The sequence below is a fragment of the Glycomyces terrestris genome (assembly GCF_003933745.1).
GTDB lineage: Bacteria > Actinomycetota > Actinomycetes > Mycobacteriales > Micromonosporaceae > Glycomyces > Glycomyces terrestris.
This window is the reverse complement of the sequence record NZ_RSEB01000002.1, coordinates 957,187-976,660: the sequence shown is the minus strand read 5'-3', so window position 1 is coordinate 976,660 and position 19,474 is coordinate 957,187. Positions and strand designations below refer to the sequence as shown.

Annotated in this window: 17 protein-coding genes, 1 tRNA gene and 1 pseudogene; 8 read left to right on the top strand and 11 right to left on the bottom strand. The window is 68.3% G+C overall.

Annotated elements, in window-relative coordinates; translation table 11 throughout:
- Together EIW28_RS25645 and EIW28_RS09955 are read left to right on the top strand one after the other, a co-directional pair.
- A pseudogene (locus EIW28_RS25645) lies at positions 1–136 on the top strand (sugar ABC transporter permease); the annotation flags it as partial.
- Complete coding sequence (locus tag EIW28_RS09955) at positions 133–1,089, top strand: carbohydrate ABC transporter permease (RefSeq protein ID WP_125247520.1); 957 nt, start codon at positions 133–135, stop codon at positions 1,087–1,089. The pseudogene EIW28_RS25645 and the gene EIW28_RS09955, both read left to right, overlap by 4 nt.
- A gap of 197 nt (positions 1,090–1,286) precedes the next feature.
- Here the strand turns inward: EIW28_RS09955 and EIW28_RS09950 are convergent, their stop codons facing one another.
- Positions 1,287–2,891 (bottom strand): GH39 family glycosyl hydrolase, encoded by a 1,605-nt coding sequence (locus EIW28_RS09950; RefSeq protein WP_125247519.1) that lies wholly within the window; start codon positions 2,889–2,891, stop codon positions 1,287–1,289.
- Positions 2,892–3,035: 144 nt separating this feature from the next.
- Here EIW28_RS09950 and EIW28_RS09945 point away from each other — a divergent pair, with 144 nt between their 5' ends.
- Both EIW28_RS09945 and EIW28_RS09940 read left to right on the top strand, forming a co-directional pair.
- On the top strand, positions 3,036–3,818 hold the full coding sequence (locus EIW28_RS09945) for an AraC family transcriptional regulator (RefSeq protein ID WP_125247594.1): 783 nt from the start codon (positions 3,036–3,038) through the stop codon (positions 3,816–3,818).
- Positions 3,819–4,154: 336 nt separating this feature from the next.
- Entirely contained in the window at positions 4,155–6,212 is a 2,058-nt protein-coding gene (locus tag EIW28_RS09940) for a cellulase family glycosylhydrolase (RefSeq protein ID WP_197717169.1), read from the top strand.
- Between the two features lie 126 nt (positions 6,213–6,338).
- On the opposite strand, the gene EIW28_RS09935 is transcribed toward EIW28_RS09940, so the two are convergent.
- Positions 6,339–8,378, bottom strand: coding sequence for a cellulase family glycosylhydrolase (locus EIW28_RS09935; protein ID WP_125247518.1), 2,040 nt, complete (start codon positions 8,376–8,378; stop codon positions 6,339–6,341).
- Positions 8,379–9,044: 666 nt separating this feature from the next.
- Here EIW28_RS09935 and EIW28_RS25745 point away from each other — a divergent pair.
- Complete coding sequence (locus EIW28_RS25745) at positions 9,045–9,389, top strand: phage terminase small subunit (protein ID WP_456298686.1); 345 nt, start codon at positions 9,045–9,047, stop codon at positions 9,387–9,389.
- 467 nt (positions 9,390–9,856) lie between these two features.
- On the opposite strand, the gene EIW28_RS09920 is transcribed toward EIW28_RS25745, so the two are convergent.
- Positions 9,857–9,941 (bottom strand) — tRNA-Leu (locus EIW28_RS09920).
- 157 nt (positions 9,942–10,098) lie between these two features.
- Between EIW28_RS09920 and EIW28_RS09915 the strand changes: the two genes are divergently transcribed.
- Entirely contained in the window at positions 10,099–11,112 is a 1,014-nt protein-coding gene (locus tag EIW28_RS09915) for a phosphotransferase enzyme family protein (protein ID WP_125247516.1), read from the top strand.
- A gap of 44 nt (positions 11,113–11,156) precedes the next feature.
- The gene (locus EIW28_RS09910; RefSeq protein WP_158630353.1) at positions 11,157–12,254 is read left to right on the top strand and encodes a C45 family autoproteolytic acyltransferase/hydolase; all 1,098 of its coding nucleotides are present in this window, start codon (positions 11,157–11,159) and stop codon (positions 12,252–12,254) included.
- On the opposite strand, the gene EIW28_RS09905 is transcribed toward EIW28_RS09910, so the two are convergent.
- Positions 12,203–12,622: a DUF6463 family protein gene (locus EIW28_RS09905; protein WP_125247514.1), complete on the bottom strand. Its 420-nt coding sequence runs from the start codon at positions 12,620–12,622 to the stop codon at positions 12,203–12,205. The two genes, EIW28_RS09910 and EIW28_RS09905, sit on opposite strands and share 52 nt — an antisense overlap.
- 62 nt (positions 12,623–12,684) lie before the next feature.
- On the opposite strand from EIW28_RS09905, the gene EIW28_RS09900 reads away from it, so the two are divergent.
- A complete protein-coding gene (locus tag EIW28_RS09900; protein ID WP_125247513.1) occupies positions 12,685–13,278 on the top strand; it encodes a TetR/AcrR family transcriptional regulator in 594 nt (197 codons plus the stop codon).
- Positions 13,279–13,285: 7 nt separating this feature from the next.
- Here EIW28_RS09900 and EIW28_RS09895 read toward each other — a convergent pair whose 3' ends face one another.
- The 7 genes from EIW28_RS09895 to EIW28_RS09865 all read right to left on the bottom strand — a co-directional run bounded on the left by EIW28_RS09895 (position 13,286) and on the right by EIW28_RS09865 (position 19,462).
- Complete coding sequence (locus tag EIW28_RS09895) at positions 13,286–14,098, bottom strand: TrmH family RNA methyltransferase (RefSeq protein WP_125247512.1); 813 nt, start codon at positions 14,096–14,098, stop codon at positions 13,286–13,288.
- 77 nt (positions 14,099–14,175) lie between these two features.
- Entirely contained in the window at positions 14,176–15,210 is a 1,035-nt protein-coding gene (locus tag EIW28_RS09890) for an SPFH domain-containing protein (RefSeq protein ID WP_125247511.1), read from the bottom strand.
- Positions 15,211–15,247: 37 nt separating this feature from the next.
- Complete coding sequence (locus EIW28_RS09885; RefSeq protein WP_125247510.1) at positions 15,248–15,712, bottom strand: NfeD family protein; 465 nt, start codon at positions 15,710–15,712, stop codon at positions 15,248–15,250.
- 107 nt (positions 15,713–15,819) lie between these two features.
- Positions 15,820–16,872 carry a ferrochelatase gene (locus EIW28_RS09880; RefSeq protein ID WP_125247509.1) on the bottom strand — a complete coding sequence of 351 codons (1,053 nt, stop codon included), beginning with the start codon at positions 16,870–16,872 and terminating at the stop codon, positions 15,820–15,822.
- A 10-nt stretch (positions 16,873–16,882) separates the two neighbouring features.
- On the bottom strand, positions 16,883–17,665 hold the full coding sequence (gene fabI / locus EIW28_RS09875) for an enoyl-ACP reductase FabI (RefSeq protein WP_125247508.1): 783 nt from the start codon (positions 17,663–17,665) through the stop codon (positions 16,883–16,885).
- A gap of 40 nt (positions 17,666–17,705) precedes the next feature.
- A complete protein-coding gene (locus EIW28_RS09870) occupies positions 17,706–18,410 on the bottom strand; it encodes a beta-ketoacyl-ACP reductase (protein WP_125247507.1) in 705 nt (234 codons plus the stop codon).
- 101 nt (positions 18,411–18,511) lie between these two features.
- Positions 18,512–19,462, bottom strand: a complete 951-nt coding sequence (locus EIW28_RS09865; RefSeq protein WP_125247506.1) for a VWA domain-containing protein — start codon at positions 19,460–19,462, stop codon at positions 18,512–18,514.
- Positions 19,463–19,474: the final 12 nt, after the last annotated feature.

Genomic DNA, 19,474 nt, shown 5'->3' with positions numbered 1-19,474 from the left:
GATCGTCGGCAGCCAGGGCGAGTCCTTCGGCACCGCCGCGGGCTTGTTCAAGGGCGTCATCGGGCTGATCCTCATCCTCGTCGCCAACAAGATCGCGCACCGCCTCGGAGAGCAAGGGATCTACCAGAAGTCATGACCGCCTCCACCACACCCGCGCGCCTCCACGGTGGCAAGCGCCGCAACAAGAACCGGCCCATCTGGGACGAGGAGCCCTCGCTCGCCGGCAAAGCGGTCAAGGCCCTGTTCCTGATCTGCTACGCCGCCGCGATCGTCCTGCCGATCTGGGCGGTCCTGGCCACCAGCTTCGCCAGCGAAGAGGCCCTGGGTCGCGCCGGCGGGTCCCTGCTGATCCTGCCCACCGACGTGTCCGTGCAGGCCTACCGTGAGATCTTCTCCGGCGGCGCGCTCACCGACTCGCTGCTGCTGACCCTCACCCTCACCCTCGTCGGCACCGCCATCAGCGTGGCCCTGACCATCTGCGGCGCCTACGCGCTCTCGCGGACCGGGTCGCTGCTGCACCGCCCGATCCTGTGGCTGATCCTGCTGACGTTCCTGTTCGGACCGGGCATGTACCCCTCGTTCCTGGTGGTGCAGCAGCTCGGCCTGTTCAACTCGTACTGGTCGCTGATCCTGCCCGGCGCGGTCGGCACCTTCAACATCATCATCCTCAGGGCGTTCTTCATGAACTCGATCCCCGGCGAGCTCCTCGACGCCGCCAAGATGGACGGCGCCGGCGAGTTCCGCACCCTGTTCACGATCGTGCTGCCGATGTCGAAGGCGATCCTCGCCGTCATCGCCCTGTTCTACGCCGTGGGCTACTGGAACATGTACTTCCAGGCCGTCCTCTACACCCCGGGCCTGGAGACCCAGCCCATCCAGGTCGTCCTCCAGCGCATGCTCATGTCCACCCAGGGGCTCCCCGAAGGCGCCCAGGCCGCCGCCCAGTACCAGGCCCAAGGTGAATCCGCCCCGACCGCCGCGCTCAAGATGGCCGTCGTCGTCTGCACCATCATCCCCATCGTCATCATGTACCCGTTCATCCAGAAGCACTTCACGAAGGCCGTCATCACCGGCGCCGTGAAGGGATAAGCCCGCGGTCGGTGAGGGTCCGCGAGGGGGAGGGCGTCCGGGCCGGATCCGGGCCCGGACGCCCGCATTCGTTCGATTCACGAGTCGGCCTCCGATTGTCGGCAGCACGGGCCCTCCGGAAGACACCCGGGAACTCGTCGATCCGGAGGGGCTCCCGTCGTCGCTCACACCCGCCGCAGCGCTGCCTCTGAACCGGACTAAACCTGGCGCAGGGATACGATCTCCCACGGCCGCATGCCGATCTGGAGGTGCAATCGCCCCTCGGCATCGGCTTTGAGCGTCTCCTGCGGCACCTCGCGGGCGACGGCACGCAGCGCACCCAACTCCTCGCGGGAGGGCGGCTCGGGTTCACCGATGGAGCGCCAGGCCGCAAGGGCGTCGCCGCGGAACGGCCCGACGGTCTCTACCGTCAGCAGGCACTCGGGATCGAGGCCGGAGAGGTCGATCTCGAGTATCCGAGGCCCGCCGGTGGCGAGCGTTTCGTCCGCGACCTCCCGTCCCGGCTCGGACACCGGAACCGAGGTGGTCACCTCATCGGGGTAGTGGTAGGCAAGGCAGGAAATCTTGCCGTTGGTGGAATCGCGGGTGATCACGGCGCCGTCGACGCGGGCGAGCAGCTCGTCGCCGAGGGTGTGCAGCAGGCGGTACGCGTGAAAGCTCGGCTTCACGATCCCCTGGTGGTTGATCATGCCGAAGCCGCCGTGGAAGACGGTGGCGCCGGCGCCCGGCTCCTCGAACACATCGGTGAAGGTCCAGTAGGACAGTGAGTCGACGAGACCGATGGTCTCCAGGTTCGACTTCACGATGAAGGTCGCGGCCTGCGGAAAGTCGTGAGTGTGGTCGCGTGGGAACGGCGATGAGTTCCATTCGGTCAGGTGGATCTCCGCCTCGGGAAAGGGGCCGGCGTCGACGATGCGACGCAGGGCGGCAAGATCGTCCGCAGCGGCGCTGGCGTGCCGGCTGAATGTCATGCCTCTGCCATCGCCGTCGAGGACCCAGGCCAAGGGGTACGGGTGGCAGGAGACGAAGTCGACCGGGAGACCTTCCTTGGCGCAGTGGTCGAGGAAGTGCTCGATCCACACCGGTCGCCATTCGAGTGCCTCGGCATCCTCCGGCCGCTCGAGGACGGCGAAAGCGGTGCCGTCCTCAGTCTCGCCCTCGTTGCGGGCGTCGGGCACGAAGTTCGAGGTGGCGGGCCCGCCGACGCGGAGTTCCGGGTCGAGCTCCTTCAGCGCCTTCACGGTCGCGGCGTACAACCGGTAGTACTCCGTGCGCGTGCCCCGGAAGAACGCGTCGAAGTTCGGCTCGTTCCAGACCCCGAAGTACCAGCTTCGGACCTCCCGTGGCCCGTAGCGCGCCCGCCAGTGTTCGACGGTGACGGTGATGAGCGCAGCCCATGCGGTGAGATCGGTCGGGGGCGAGCCGTGCCCGCCCCACCAGAAGACGGTGGACTTCTCCCGCGCGAGGTCGCCTGGGGAGAACCCGAACTCGACAAACGGCCGCACCCGGGCCTCCAGAAGGCGGTCGAAGACCTCATCGATGTACTGGAAGTTGTACACCGGACCGTCTTCGGCCATGCGGTATACGAACATGTCGTCATGGAACAGGCCGTGGAAGTTCACGTAGCGGAAGCCGCATTCGCCCGCGACGGTGCGCAAATGCTCCTGCCAGTTGGCGCGCAGACCCTCGGCTGCTCGGCCGGCTCCGACGACCTGGCTCCAGTGATGGTGGAGCGGCTCGCCGGCCGCGCGGGAATCGGCTTCGACTCGGACAGGGCGTGAGGGGCGCCAGGTTGCGGTCATACGCCGAGACTAGGAACGGATCCGCACGGCTCACTGGTCGATTATCACCCAGTTGTGGTTGATTATCATCACCCGACCGAAGCCAGGTCGACTGAGACCTTCCCCCGAGTGGACGGCTGCGGCCGTCTGTGGTTGGTTTTCAAAGTGCGTGACGTGACTGTGTGCCTCGACGCCCCGCCGAAGGTGGTGAACGCGGGGTTCGCCATTCACGGGCTCAACAGCCCGGACGACCGGTTCCGGCTGCCCGACCTGTGGCAGTTCCACCTCTATCAATACGACGCCGACCTGGAAGTGGACGGTACCCGGCACCGTATCGCGCCAGGCCGCGTCAGTCTCATCCTCGCCGACACTGACGTGCATTTCCGCTACCGAGGGCGATCCGAGCACCTCTACGCGCATCTGCGGCCCTCGACGCAGGGGACGCCTCACACGCTGCCGCTCGTCCAGGAGGCCGGCGACGCTGCTTCAGCCCTCGCCGAGTCGCTGCGGCGCGCCGTCGCGGCCCTCAGCGACTCCCCTGCCCAGGCCGCCGCTGAAGTCTGGACCGCACTGTGGCGCACCGTTCGACTCCGCCCAGCCGAGTTCCAAGGCGGAAGCCATCCGGCCCTTGCCGCTGCCTTCGCATACATCGAGCAGCAGCTCCCGCGACCGCTTTCGGTTCCTGAGATAGCCGCCGCCGCGAAGGTGTCGCACAACCATCTGACGAGACTGTTCCGAGCCGAGACGGGTATGACAGTGGTCGCCTACGTCCGCCACCGCCGGCTCGCCCGCGCCGAACACCTCCTGCGCGAGTCCACACTCTCGATTCCAGCCGTGGCCGCCTCCATCGGCATCCCGAACCTCCAGGCGTTCAACAAGGCTTGTCGCCAAGAGCTCGGTGCTCCACCCCGCGCCATCCGTCAGGCCGGTTCGAGACCGACCATGTAGCCGACCGACTGTTCGATATTTGTCAGTCAAATTTAATGGTCTGAGCCTCCGCACACCCCTTCTCGTACAGCATGTTGCACTGAACACCCACGTATGCCATGCTATCGGAAGCATCGACATGTCTGATGACTTGTCGCTTGAGTAGGAAATCGGCCGAGACGGCATCCCCACGGCCCGCCGCGAGCAGCTCCCCCGATCGACCGTGGGCACGGGCGAACGAATCCGTTCGTACATATCCATGTATGTACATAGTTCGAATAGTGCTGAGCCCCGGACATCCCGGTCCGGAGTCGCAGCAAGCGGCCCAGGACCCGATGCCGACCATCCAGAGAAAGCATGAGGAGCGCCATGACAGGCACCGCACATGGAAGACGAAGAAGGATCTCCCTGATCGTCGCAGCCGTCGCCGCCTTGGCGGCCGGGCTCGGAGTCATCCTGCCTCAGGTCGCCTCCGCCTCAGGCGGTTGCGAGGTCGACTACCAAGTCAGAAGCGAGTGGCCCGGCGGTTTCATCGCCGATGTGGCCGTCACCAATCACGGCGCTGCCCTGGACGGTTGGAATCTCCAGTGGTCGTTCCCGTCCGGCCAGACCGTCGTCCAGGCATGGAACGCGGATGTCACCGTTTCCGGAGGCACCGCCACCGCCAAGAACGTCAGCTACAACCGCGAACTCGCCTCCGGCGCCGCGGTGTCGTTCGGTTTCGCGGGCTCGTTCGGCGCGCGCAACGACCTCCCGACCGCGTTCACCCTCAACGGCGCCACCTGCACCATCCCTTCAGAAGAGCCGACCGAGACACCGCCCGGGAACCTGACGCCGATGGAGACCGTGGCCGCGATGCAGCCGGGCTTCAACCTCGGCAACTCGCTCGATGCGATCCCCGACGAGACCTCCTGGGGCAACTATCCGATCAACCAGGCGCTCGTCGCCGACGTCAAGGACGAGGGGTTCAACAGCCTCCGCCTTCCGGTGACCTGGAACGAGCACCAGGGCGAGGGGCCCGACTACGCCATCGACCCTGCATACCTCGACCGCGTCGAGGAAGTGGTGAACTGGGCGATTGAAGAAGGCCTCTACGTGCTGCTCAACGTCCACCACGACTCGTGGATCTGGTTGGCCGACATGAAGACCAACAGGGAAGAGATCCTCGCCCGCAACGAGGCGCTGTGGACCGCAATCGCCGAGCGCTTCCGTGACTACCCTCCGACCCTCCTGTTCGAGAGCATCAACGAGCCTCAGTTCTACGACGCCACCGACGCCGAGAAGTACGGCTACCTCGACGAGCTCAACAAGCAGTTCCACGAGATCGTTCGCGGCACCGGCGGCGGCAACGCCGACCGGGTGCTGGTCTTGCCGACGCTGCACACCAGCGGAGATCAGACCCCCGTCGACGAATTGGCGCAGACGTTCACGGACCTGGGCGACCCGAACGTCGCCGCCACGATCCACTTCTACGGGTACTGGCCCTTCGCGATGAACCTCGCCGGGGGGACCAACTTCGACCAAGTGGTCATCGACGGCATCCACGACGCGTTCGACAACGTCTACGACGCCTTCGTGGCCAACGACATCCCGGTCATCATCGGGGAGTACAGCCTGCTGGGCGGCAATGTCGAAGGCAAGGTCGAACGCGGCGAGATCCTCAAGTTCCTGGAATACGCCGGCTACTACGCCAGGGAGAAGAACCTCACGACCATGCTGTGGGACTGCGTTCCCGGCTACGACCGCGACAACCTTCAGTTCCGGGACCCGGAGTACTGGGGGATGTACCAGGCTGCCTGGACCACCCGCTCGGGCACCGCCTCAACCGACCAGGTGTTCTTCGAGCGCGCCGGCCAAATCGCAGACGAAACCGTCACGCTGAACCCGAACGGCCTCGAGTTCGAGGGCTTGCGGCACGGCGACACCCGGCTCACCGAAGGCGTCGACTACACCCGCTCCGGGAACGAGCTCACCCTGAAGGCATCGCTGCTGACCGAGCTGCTGGGCAACCGCCAGTACGGCAAGCGCGCCGACCTGCACGCCGACTTCTCGGCGGGCCAACCGTGGCGGATCAGCCTGATCAGCTACGACACCCCGACGATCGCCAACGCCACCGGCGCCGCGAACACGTTCGCGATCCCGACCGAGTTCAAGGGCGACCAGATGAAGACCATGCAGGCGGTCTACACCGATGACGGTAGCAACGCCGGGCCGATCGACTGGACCTCCTACAAGGAATGGGGAGTGGCGTTCAAGCCGGACTACGCGGCGAACCAGCTCGTACTCGGCGACGCCTTCTTCAAAGACGTCCAGGACAACCGACAGGTCAAGCTCACGCTCTACTTCTGGAGCGGGGCGACCTTGACCTACTATGTCACCGAATCCGGCGGCACCGTCATCGGTACTACCGGCTAACGCACAGCCCCGCATCGGCACACCACCGGTCCGGGCTGCAACAGGCATCGGGTCGCGTCGCCGCGGCCCTGCATAGTGATGGGGCCGCCGACGCGGGTCGTGTCGGCGGCCCCATCAGTATGCTGGCTACAGCGCGGAGCCGGTGACGCTAGTGCCGTTCTTGGTGATCTCGTAGTCGATCTCGCCGGCGCCCCAGAAGTGGAACGTCAACGTGACGGTCTGCCCGTCGTTGAGCGCGTTGAGCAGCTCGGGCTTGAGGATGATGGTCCCCGCCGCATAGTCGGGGTTGAAGGTGGTCCAGTACTCCTTGAACGAGTTCCAGCCTCCAGGCTCGGTCGGGGTTCCGTCGGCGTACACGGATTCCATGGTGGAGAGCTGGTCCCCGGTGAACTCCGCCGGGATCACGAACGACTCCGTCGTTCCGGTCGCGTCCGCCAGAACGGGCTTGTCGTAGGTGATCACATGGATCTGCCACGGCATGCCGTCCGAGAACCGGGCCTCGATGGTGCTGTTCACACCATAGGTGCGATCTCCCGCCAAGCGCGTGAGCGCGGCGGGCGTGAGCGTGAGCGTGTCGCCCGAGACGGTGTAGTCATCGCCTTCGGCCAGGGGTGAATCACCGTGCCACAGTCCCTCGAACTCGAGGCCGTTGCGGTCCAACGTGAGCGACTCGGCTTCGATCACGGCGTCCTTCTCGAGGTAGATCGAGTCGAACGAGGCGGTGCCGGAGCGAGTGGTCCAGCCTGACTCGAAGTAGTCGAAGATGTGCTGGTCGCGCCACTCGAGGGTGTTGCGGTTGAGGAACTGGCCGGCGTCCCAGATCTGCATGGTGATGCCCTTGTCGCGGGCCTGGAACTCGACTTCCTCGTAGTACTTCAGCAGCTCGCCGTGCTGGTGGACGCCGGGCCGGGTGTGGTCGTAGTTGAGGACCCCCCATTCGCCGATGATCACCGGGATGTCGTTGGCGACGAACGTGTCGTGGGCGCGGGTGAAGGTGCCGACGATGTCGGCCTCCACGTCCTCGTTGTACTTGGTGTACCCGGCGACGTTGACGCTGAAGGGCCAGAATCCGTAGAAGTGAATGGTCGCGGCGAGCATGTCGTCGTCGAGCTCGTCGATCGTGGTCTTGAGTACATCTATGCGAGCCTGGTCGCCGTTGGTGTGGAGGCTGGGAAGGACCAGGAGCCGGTCCTCGTTCTCGCCTCCCGAGCTGCGGACGATCTCGTGGAAGAGGCGGTTGAGCTCGTCGTTGTAGGCGTCCCCTTCCTCGTGCGTGGTGCCGGCGAACTGCGGTTCGTTGTTGCTCTCCAGCACGAGCAGTTCGGGGTAGTCCTTGAAGTGCTCGGCGAGCTGGGTCCAGACCGCGTCGAACTTCGCCACGACGCCGTCGTGGTCGGTCGGCATGTCGTCGATCCACATCCAGGAGTCGTGGTGCAGGTTGAGCAGAACGTAGAGGTCGCGCTCGATCGCCCAGTCCACGACTTGGGTGACGCGGTCGAGCCGGGCCGAGTCGATGGTGTAGTACGGTGCCTCGCCGATGTAGTCGGTCCAGGTGACGGGGAGGCGGATGGACTTGTAGCCGGCGGCCTTGACCGTGTCGAGGAGCTCCTCTGTGATCAGCGGGTTGCCCCAGGAGGTCTCCTCGGGGATCGCGTCGAGCGTGTTGCCGACGTTCCAGCCGGGCTCCATGGCGGCGACCGTTTCGATGGCGGTCAGTTCCGAGGGACCGCTGACCGTGAACTCGCAGGTGGTGCCGTTGAGCTTGAACGAGGTCGGGGCCTCGTTCGACTCGGTCCACGATCCGGCGAATCCGAAGGAGACCGACTCGCCGGTGCCGATCTTCTTGTTGTAGCTCAGGTTCTTCGCGGTGACGTCCGCGCCCTTGGTCTTGACGTTGGCGGCCCAATCGTTGGTGACGCCTTGCCCGGAGGGGAAGGACCACTTCAGTTTCCAGCCTTTGACCGGTTCGCCGAGGTTCGTCACGACGACGTCGCCGATGAATCCGCCGGTCCACTCGGACTTGACGGTGTAGTCGACGCGGCAGCCGGGGCCTGAGGCCGCATTGGCGCCGACGATGCCCGCGGCGCCAGCGGCGACGAGCGCGAGGAGTGTGGCGCAGACGGCTGCGACACGCAGCCGGAATCTGCCTTGCCTGGTGAGTGTCATGTCGGTTCTCTCTCTGCCGGGTTGAGGAGGCCTTAGCGGGGTGAGCACTCCCCGGTCACTGCCGAGGGAGACTCGCGGCCTCTACCAGGCGAGACTAAGTTTTGTCGCACAACTTTGTCAATAGATAAATCCAGAATTATGGATTTTCTGCTGTTTTGCGAGGTAACGCCCTCAAGGGCGGTATACGACGGTGCCGCGAGGTGCTGAGCGTCGACCCGGAGACCCGATTTCGTCGATGATACATCACTCCAATTCCACTGACGCTCGCCATGTTTGCCCGTAATACACCTTTTGTCATGTCTACAGGTCATACAAATTTAAGCTGACGCGCGGGTGCGCCGATGCGAGAACAGGCCGACAAGCCAATCGGTACAGGAGACTGGCGCGATCGATCGCACCGACAGAGCGCTCGGGCGATGACCATGAGCGTTCACACCCATGCGCGACACTCTCGCACATCAGTCACTCGAAACCGTGGCTCTACTGCGGTGCGCTTGAACTTCGCTCGGCCCCAGGGGGAGGACTCCCAGGGGGCTGGGAGCGCGACGGGTAGGTGCTGCGGTCCGCCCTCCGTACGAGTCTGGGGACTCACACCTCTGCTTTAGCTGCCTCGTGATTGCAGTGCCCATCGCCCGCCTTCGCGCCAAACACGTGGTTGGACCGCAAATGCCAATGGAGCCCGAGCTGCTCATGTTCGACATAGCGTCCGAGCTTGAACGCGGGCATCCGCGCACGCGCCAGCTCGTTCCAAAGAGTGAGGATCATGGCGGTGAGCGCGTGGCCATCCTCGCTCAGGATGTTCGACTCAAGCACTGTGCCGCCCATCGGCACGACCGCATCCGCGACGCTGCCGAGATCCGACTCCGCGCTGCGAAGTTCGGTGCCACCGTGGAGGACCGTAACCGCTTGAGGATGACCGTGCGGGTTCCCGGCGAGGCCGAAGGTCCTGCACCGCAGCGGCTCGCGCCGGTGACCGACCTCCACGCCCGCCGCCGCCGGTTGACGGAGTAGCCGGTGCCGCGCACGCTGGTGCGCGCCCCCGCGCACGACCGGACCCGCTCGCTCGGCTGGCTCGCGGTCGCCTGGATCGAGTTCTGCGTGCGCCACGGCCCCGGCGACGTCCAGGGCGAACCCGTCGTCCACGGCGACGAAATACACCGGGTTCATCGTCAACGCCTACGGGCTCGATGCGACCGGCCGGCGCCTCTACGACTCCGCGTTCCTCTCCCGGCCCAATGGCTGCGACAAGAGCGGCCTGGCCGCGCGCCTCGCGCTGTTCGAGGCCCTCGGCCCGGCACGGTTCGAAGGCGGCGAGGTCTTCACCGATCCCTGGGCCCTCAGGTCGAGTACCACCACCCGCGAGGCGATCTGATGGCCCCCTTCTTGGCCCCTCGCCCCTGGAACCGGGCCCCGAGAATCGCCGCTATTTCCGCCGTCAGGATAGCAAAAAGGCCCTGTCACCAGGGCCTTCTTGTCTGTGCGCGAGGGGGGACTTGAACCCCCACGTCCGTTAAAGGACACTAGCACCTCAAGCTAGCGCGTCTGCCATTCCGCCACCCGCGCGTGCACAGAGAGAGTGTATATGGAGTTTGTTTTGGCTGCCAGTTGGGCCTTTTGGCTTGCCCCGGCACGAGACGAAACTTTACACGACTGATCTGAGGGTTGCGCAAGGGGGGTTCGCGGTCGGGGCGGGGGGCGGGCGGCGGCTACGCTTGGGGGCATGACCGTGACCGCGCCTCGACTCCCCGACGCGGCGCTGGCGCATTGGGATCTGGGCCAGATCTACCAGATGCAGCGGGTGCAGACCGGGTTGATGAACCGGTCCTGGCGGGTGGACACGTCGAGCGGTTCGTACCTGCTCAAGCTGTTCCGGGACGTGACCGGACCCGAGCTCCAGTTCCAGTTCCACGTCCTCCAGACGCTCGGCGCGTCCGGGGTGCCGGTGGTGCTGCCGGTGTTCAGCCGGGACGGGCGGTCGACGATCTTCCTGGAAGGCGAGGAGTTCGGCGTCTTCCCGTGGGTCGGCGGGCGGCACCGGTCGGGGCTGTCGATGTCGCGGGACGCGTGCCGGGACCTAGGGTCGGTGATCGGGCGGCTGCACCGCACGCTGCACTCGTCGATCCCGGCCGACCGGGCGCCGAAGCTGGAGAATCCGCCGACGACCGAGGCCGCGTTGCAGAAGGTCGACCGGCTGCTGGAGCTGGTGGCGGCCGGGCGCGGGGACAAGACCGGGTTCGAGGCCACCGCGGAGCAGACGCTGCGGTTGAAGCGGGGCCTGCTGGTGCGGCTCGGGGACCGGCGGCCGCCGGACCTGGCGCCGCAGTACACCGGCTACACGCACGGGGACCTGCACCCGCACAACGTGCTGCACGGGCCCGACGACCGGATCTCGGCGATCCTGGACTGGGACCGGCTGGTCGTGTCCTCGTACGCGCGGGAGATGGCGCGGGCGGCGGTGTTCTACTTCACGTACGGCGACGAGCGGGGCCTGGACTGCGACCGGATCCGGGCGTTCGCCGGCGGGTACCGGAGCGTGTTCGACGTCGGGGAGCCGGAGATCGGGCTCGCGACGCACCAGCTGTGGTGGGACCGGCTGACCGACAACTGGGTCATCGAGTGGCACTACGTGCGCCACAACTCGGCCTGCGACCACCTGCTGCCGGGGCAGACCGGCCTGGTCAAGTGGTGGACGATCCACTACTCGCAGGTCGAGCAGTCGCTCATGGGCCGCTGAATTCACGGTGGCGGGGCGGTATCGCTTCTGTCACAATGGCTCGCATGACTGAACTGCCCCTCATCCACCTCCAGGGAAGTCCCTACCGGCAAGGCGTGCAGCACGGCGAGCAGCTGCGGGAGCAGATCGCCTCCAACGTGGCCGTGTACCGGTCGCGGATGCTCACGTCGGGGATCAAGGAGGCGGAGCTCGCAGAGCGGTCGCGGCGGTACCTCGGGGTGTTCACCAGGGAGGACTCGCTGTACCGGGCGATCATGGACGGCATCGCCGAAGGCTCGGGGCAGAACCTGCTCGACATCGCGCTGCTGAACGCCAGGTACGAGCTGCTCTACAGCGCCTGGAGCGAGTTCGGGCGGCCGACCGCGGACGGCATCCGGTCGGAGTGCACGTCGTTCGGCGGGGCCGACGGGGTGTTCGCCGCTGGCGGGACGCACCTGGGGCAGAACTGGGACTGGTTCACCGGGGTCGAGGGCGCGCTGCTCCAGTGGAAGCAGGGCGAGACGACCGTGGTGGGATTCACTGAGGCGGGCGTCGCAGGGGCCAAGATCGGGATCAACTCGGCCGGGATCGGGCTGTGCGTCAACGGACTCGGGGCGAGCGCGGACGACTGGAAGATCGACTCCGTGCCGTTCCATCTGCGCACCTGGCGGATCCTCCAGTCGACGACGCTCGCGGAGGCCGTCGGCCACGCCACCGCGCCGCGGCCCGCGTGCTCGGCGAACTTCTTCGTGGGGAGCGCGGCCTCGGGGGTCGCGACCGTGGAGACCTCGCCGCTGGGGTCGCGGGTGATCTACCAGGACGGCACCGCTCCCCTGGTGCACGCCAACCACTTCCGCGATCCTGAGGCGCTCGGGGTCTACCAGAGCTGGCTCGAGACGGGCCGCGTGTCGACCTACCACCGCTGCGAGCGGATGGAGCACCTGCTCGGCAAGGAGTCGCCGGTGTCGACCGAGCAGCTGCACGCCGCGATGCGGGACCACGAGGGCGGTCCGCTGGGGCTGTGCCGCCACCCGGTCGAGACCGATCCGGAGGAGCTGCGCACGCACACGGCGTTCGCGGCCCACCTGGAGCTCGACGCGCTCCGGTTCTCCTACACGTGGGGCCCGCCCTGCGAGTCGGAGTTCACCACCGTCGCGCTGTAGGCCCGGCGCACGCCGGCGCCGAGGAGGACCGCGCCGAGGGTGACGACGATCCACGGCGCGGGCTCGAAGATCAGGCCCGCGACGACGGACCAGGCGCCGATCCCCCAGGCGACGAACATCGGCGGGGTGACGCCGCGGCGGTCGAGCCACAGCACGGTCAGGCCCAGGAGCAGGAGCGGGACGCCGAAGCTGCCGATGGTCAGCCAGAAGCCGCCCGCGGCCGCCGGCATGTCGGTGATGGTGCCTCCGGGCAGCCACAGGTCGCCGCCGGCCCACGCGGCGGCGTGCGCCGGCGCGACGAGCGCGAAGCCGAGGACGAGGTGCCCGGCGCCCAGCAGGGTCAAGGTCCAACCGGCCCACTTGATCATGCGATCCTCCGATCTTTACGGAACTGATAGTTCCAATACTGTCGGTTCTCTATCCTAGGGACATGGCCGAACCGAAGCAGAACGTGGGTCGCCCTCGCGACGCGCAGATCGACGGCGCCATCGTGCGCGCCACGCGTGAGCTGCTGTCCGAGCGCGGCTACGCGAAACTCACGATGGACGGGGTCGCCTCGCGGGCCGGGATCGGCAAGGCCGCGATCTACCGGCGGTTCTCCACGAAGCAGGAGATGATCTTCGCGGCCACCGTGCACGACATGAAGGAGCAGCCGCCGCCGGACTCGGGCTCGCTGCGCGGCGACCTCGCGGCCGTCTGCCGCACCATCGCGGCCCAGCTCGGGTCCGCGCCGCCCGACGTGCTGCACGGGCTGCTCGCCGACATCCACGCCGACAAGGAGCTCGGCGCCCGGTTCGCCGGGTCGTTCATCGGACGCGAGCAGTACGTGCTCGGCGAGGTCGTCGACCGGGCCCTGGCCCGCGGCGAGCTCGCGGCGCGCCCGGACATCCGCAAGGTGCACGCGCTCCTCATCGGGCCGGTGTTCTTCTGGCTGCTCATCCTCATCGGGGACCGCGAGCAGGTCGAGGCGCTGTCGGCGACGGTGGCGGACTCGGTGGCGGACGCGCTGACGAAGGGCGTCTGAAGCGGGGCTAGCGCGGCGTCGGCTGCGACAGCTCCCAGCAGGCCACGGCCGTCGCGGCCGCGACGTTGAGCGAGTCGACGCCCGCGTGCATCGGGATCACGACGGTGCGGTCGCAGGCGTCGAGCGCGGCCGCGGTCAGCCCCGGGCCCTCGGCGCCGAACAGGAGCGCGGGGCGCTCGCGCTCGGCGGCGGTGACCTCGCCGATGTCGATCGCGCCGCGCGAGGGGCTCAGGCCGTGCAGGGTGAAGCCCGCCTCGCGCACCTGCGCCAGGCCCGCGGGCCACGGTTCGAGGTAGGCGTACGGCACCGCGAACACCTCCCCCATCGAGACGCGCACGCTGCGCCGGTACAGCGGGTCGGCGCAGTCGGGGGCGAGCAGGACCCCGTCGAAGCCGAGACCCGCGGCGACGCGGAACACGGCGCCGATGTTGGTGTGGTTGTTCAGGCCTTCGAGGACGACGAGGCGCCGCACCGTCGCCAGGAGGTCCGCCGGGGCCGGGAGCGGCTTGCGGTGGAAGGAGGCGAGGGCGCCGCGGTGGACGTGGAACCCGGTGACCGATTCGAGGACGTCGGGCCCGGCGGTGTAGCAGGGCGCGTCCCCGGCGAGGTGCGCGAGCTGGTCGGCGCGCTTGGCGTCGATGAGCATCGAGCGCATCCGGTAGCCGGCGCGCAGGGCGCGGCCGATGACCTGGTGGCCTTCGGCGATGAACAGGCCGTGGGGCTGCTCGAAGCGGGTGCGCAGCGCCAGGTCCGTGAGCGCCCGGTAGTCGCCCAGGCGGTCGTCGGCGGGGTCGTCGATCTCGATTACGTGGTCGGGCACCCGGTGATTCTCCCCTACGGCACGGGAAACGCCCCCGGGCGGCCGTCGGGCCGTCCGGGGGCGTCACGTGGTGCGGGCTAGGCCGGGGCGGGCGGCAGCTGGCCCGGCTCCTTGCCCTCGCCGATGTCCTGGACCTCGCGGGCGGCCTGCTGGGCCTCCTCGAGGGCCTTGAGCGCGGAGTCGTCGAGTTCGAGGGCGCTCGTGTCGACCTCGACCTCTTCCTCCTCGCGCGGGCCGGACGCGTCGCCGCCGCCGAAGGCGTTCCCGATGCCGCCGAGGGCCTTGGTGAGCTCGGCGGGGACGACCCAGACCTTGTTGGCGGTGCCCTGGGCGATCGTGGGCAGCGTCTGGAGGTACTGGTAGGTCAGGAGGCGGTCGGTGGGCTTGGCGTTGTGGATGGCCGCGAAGACCGTCTGGATGGCCTTGGCCTCACCGTCGGCGCGGAGCACGGCGGCGTCGCGCTCGCCCTTGGCACGCAGGACGGCGGACTGCTGCTCGCCCTCGGCCATGAGGATCGAGGAGCGCTTGGTGCCCTCGGCGTTCAGGATGGCGGCGCGGCGGTCGCGCTCGGCGCGCATCTGCTTCTCCATGGCGTCGCGGATGCTCAGCGGCGGCTCGATGGAGCGCAGCTCGACGCGGGTGACCTTGAGGCCCCACTTGTCGGTGGCCTTGTCGAGCTCGGCGGCGAGGCGGGCGTTGATCTCCTCGCGGCTGGTGAGCGTCTTCTCCAGGTCCATGGAGCCGACGACGTTGCGCAGCGTGGTGGTGGTGAGCTGCTCGACGCCGGCGAGGTAGTCGTCGATGTTGTACACGGCCGCGGTGGGCTGCGTGATGATGTAGTAGAGCACGGTGTCGATCTGGACGCCGAGGTTGTCGGCGGTGATCACCGGCTGGGGCGGGAAGTTGACGACGCGCTCGCGGAGGTCCACTTTGGCGCGGACGGAGTCCACGAAGGGCACCAGGAGGCGCGGCCCGGGTTCGAGGGTGCGGCGGTAGCGGCCGAGGCGCTCGATGATGTAGTTCCACTGCTGCGGCACGATCTTGATCGAGCGGAAGAGCACGATGATCAAGAAGACGGCGACGATCAGCAGGAGTATGCCGACGGGTTCCATGGTTTCTCAGCCTCCAGTGGTCTGGCGGATCGGCGGGCTATGGGCAGAGGGTACTTAACGACTGCTTCCACACGATGACCGTCGCGCCCTTGATCTCGACGACGGTGACGGTGTCGCCGGGTTCGAGGAGCTGGTCGGGCTCGAGCGGGAAGGCGGTCCAGTTGTCGCCGGCGATCTCGACGAGGCCGCCGCGGACGTCGACCTTCTCGATGACGCGGGCCTCGGCGCCCTCGATGGCGCGGGTGCCGAAGGGGCGGTGGGTCTTGTCGGCGCCGCTGTCGGATTCGAGGGCCTGCTTGAGGAAGGGGCGCAGGCCGAAGATCGAGGCGACGGAGCCGGCGCCGAAGAGCACGGCCTGGAGCCAGAGGGGTGCGCCGAGCGCGGCTCCGACGCCGGCGAGCACGGCTCCGACGGCGACCATGGCGAGGACCAGGGTGCCGGTGAAGAGTTCGACCGCGCCGAGGATCACGGCGACGATGATCCAGATGAAAACGTCGTCCACCCGCTAAGCATGTCATGCGGGCGGGACCTGCGGGGAAACCGGTCGGGCCCGCGGACGGCGCGGCCTGCTTGCGGTGCAGGCGACGCCGGGCGCGGGCCCGGTCGGGTTCAGCGGTTGCGGTGCTTCTCGGGGGCCGGGGGCCGGCGCGCCGGGCAGCAGCCCTCGACGGTCGGGTCCCAGACCGGGAGCTTGCCGAGGCGGCGCAGCGGCGCGCCCTGGACGCGCTCGGCGACGAGGTCGCGGAACATGCCCACGAGGTCGGCGTCGACGGTCGGCGTCCCGGCCCGCAGGTAGCGCAGGCCGAGCTCGGCCGCGGTGTCCTTGGCCTCGTTGTCGAGGTCCCACAGCACCTCGATGTGGTCGGAGAGGAAGCCGACGGGGCTGACCACGACGGTGTCGACGCCTTCGGCGGCGAGCGTCTTGAGGTGGTCGTTCACGTCGGGTTCGAGCCACGGCATCGAGGGCGGGCCCGAGCGGGACTGCCAGACGACGTCGAAGGGCCCGGTCCAGCCGGCGCGCTCGGCGACGAGCGCGGCGGCCTCGGCGACCTGGTCGGAGTAGCGGGCGCCCTCGGGGCCCGAGCACTCCTCCATGACGTCGGGGATGGAGTGCGCGGTGAAGACGACGCGGGTGTGCGACCGGTCCTCGATCTGGTCGAGGGAGTCCCGGAGCCGGCGGGCGAACCCGCCGACGAAGCCCGGGTGGTCGAAGAAGTGGCGGATCTTGTCGATCTGCGGCGCGGTCTCGCCGACGGCGGCGCGGGCGGCGTTGATGTCCTCGACGTACTGGCGGCACGAGGAGTACGAGCCGTACGCGCTGGTGCACAGCGCGAGGGCCTTCTTGACGCCGTCGCCGGTCATCTGGGTGACGGCGTCGACCAGCATCGGCGGCCAGTTCCGGTTGCCCCAGTAGATCGGCAGGTCGATGCCGCTCTTGCGGAACTCCTGGCGGAGGGCCTCGATGACCTCGCGGCACCACTGGTTGATCGGCGAGATGCCGCCGAAGTGGTAGTAGTGCTCGGCGACCTCGGCGAGGCGCTCCTCGGGGATGCCGCGGCCGCGGGTGACGTTGCGCAGGAACGGCAGCACGTCCCCGGGGCCCTCGGGGCCGCCGAAGGAGACGAGCAGGACGGCGTCGTAGCCGTTGTTCTCGGTGGTCATGCCGCCTCCGCTACTGCTCGGTGCGCTCGACTCCGACGGCGTGGAAGCCGCCGTCGACGTGGACGATCTCGCCGCTGGTGGCCGGGAACAGGTCGGACAGGAGCGCCGCGCACGCCTTGGCGACGGGTTCGGAGTCGGTCAGGGACCAGCCGAGCGGAGCCCGCTTGGTCCAGGCCTCCTCGAACGCCTCGAAGCCGGGGATGGACTTGGCGGCCATGGTCCGCTGCGGACCGGCGGACACGAGGTTCACGCGGATGCCCTTGGGGCCCAGGTCGCGGGCGAGGTAGCGGTTGACGGCCTCGAGGCCGGCCTTGGCCACGCCCATCCAGTCGTAGACGGGCCAGGCCTGCTGGGCGTCGAAGTCGAGGCCGACGATGGAGCCTCCGTTCTCCATCAGCGGCAGCGCGGCGACGGCCAGCGACTTGTAGGAGAAGGTCGAGACCTCGACGGCCTTGGCGACGTCCTCCCACGTGGTGTTCAGGAAGTTCCCGCCGAGCGCGCCGGGCGGGGCGAAGGCGATGGCGTGCAGGACGCCGTCGATGCCGTCCACGTGCTCGCGGACCTTGTCCGCGAGGCCGGCCAGCTGCTCGGGGTCGGTCGCGTCGAGCTCGACGACCGGGGCGGGCTTGGGGAGCTTCTTCGCGATGCGCTCGACCAGGGAGAGGCGCCCGAAACCGGTGAGGACCACGTCGGCGCCCTGCTCCTGCGCGTACTTGGCCACGCCGAAGCCGAGGGACTGCTCGGTGATGACACCGGTGATGAGCAGCCGCTTGCCGTCCAAGATTCCAGACATTGAGTTCCTCCGTTATTCCTGCTTGAAAACTGTCGCGGGCCTAGTGGCCCATGCCCAGGCCGCCGTCGACGGGGATGACCGCGCCGTTGACGTAGGCGGCGCTGTCGCCGGCGAGCCAGGTGACGGCCCCGGCGATCTCGTCGCCGGTCGCGAAGCGCTTGGCGGGGATCGAGTCGAGGTACGCCTGCCGCTGGGCCTCGGGGAGCGCGTCGGTCATGTCGGTCTGGACGAAGCCGGGGGCGACGACGTTCGCGGTGATGTTGCGCGAGCCGAGCTCCCGGGTGATGGAGCGGGCCAGGCCGACCAGGCCGGCCTTGGACGCGGCGTAGTTGGTCTGCCCGGCGTTGCCGTACAGGCCCACGACCGAGGAGATGAAGATCATGCGGCCGAACTTGGCGCGGAGCATCTTCGAGGAGGCGCGCTTGGCGACCCGCCAGGCGCCCTTGAGGTTGGTGTCGACGACGCGCTCGAACTGCTCCTCGCTCATGCGCAGCAGCAGCGTGTCGTCGGTGATGCCGGCGTTGGCGACGACGACCTCGACGGGGCCGAACTTGTCCTCGACTTCGGTGAAGGCGGCGTCGACCGAGGCGGTGTCGGTGATGTCGCACTGGACGCCGAAGAGGCCGTCGGGGGCGCCGGAGCCGCGGTGGGTGACGGCGACGTTGTCGCCCTGGGCCGCGAACGCCTTGGCGATCGCCAGGCCGATGCCGCGGTTGCCTCCGGTGACCAGGACCGTGCGCGCCATTGTCCGAACTCCCTCATGTTCTTTGTATGAAGCCACCGACGATCGTAGCGACGAGCCACTTCAGGGGCGAAGGGGCCTTCACGCACCGTGTGGTGCCGGACTCAGGTGAGGCGGGAGGTCCAGGCGAGCGAGAGGCCGGCGGCGGCGAACAGGAGGACGAGCGCGGTGCCGATGAACCACTGCGAGACGTCCTCGGCGATGGTGCGGTAGCCCAGGGAGGAGCCCATGTCCTCGTAGACGGCGCGCAGCTGCTCGGCGGTGACGGCCTCGTAGTAGTCGCCGCCGGTGGCCTCGGCGAGGCCGGCGAGGGCCTCGCGGTCGACGGGGACGGAGACGAGCTCCTCGTCGAGTTCGATGACGCCCTCGTCGGTGCCGAAGGCGACGGTGGACACCGGGATCTCGGCCGCGGCGGCGGCCTCGCCGGCCTCCTCGACGGTGCGCCCGGCGGTGCGGTAGCCGTCGGAGAGCAGGAGGACGCGCGCGGGCGCGAGCTGCCCGGACTCGTCGGGCATGACCTGCTGGACGGCCTGGAGGGACGCGAAGACGGCGTCGCCGGTGGCGGTGGCCTCGGCGAGGGTGAGGCCGTTGATCGCGGTGGTGACCTCGGCGCGGTTCTTGGTGGGGGGCACGACGACCGAGGCGTAGCCGGCGAAGGAGACGAGGCCGACGTTGTACTGCTCGGGCAGCTCGGCGACGAAGTCGGCGGCGGCGGTCTTGGCGGCGTCGATGCGGGTGGGGTCGACGTCGGTGGCCATCATCGAGAGGGACACGTCGATGGCGAGGATGATCGTGGCCCGCTCCTGGGGCTCCTCGACGTCGACCGCGGGGCGGGTCATGCCGCCGACGAGGACGGCGAGGCTGACGACGAGCAGGCCCGCGGGCAGGTGGCGGCGCCAGCCGGGGACGCGCGGCACGAGTTTGGCCAGGAGCGAGGCGTTGGCGAACCTGACGGCGACCCGCTGGCGGGCGAACTGGGCCCAGACGTAGACCCCGGCGAGGATCGCGACGGGGACGAGCGCCAGCAGCCAAGCGGGTTCGAGCAGGCGGATCAACGGTTCTCCTTG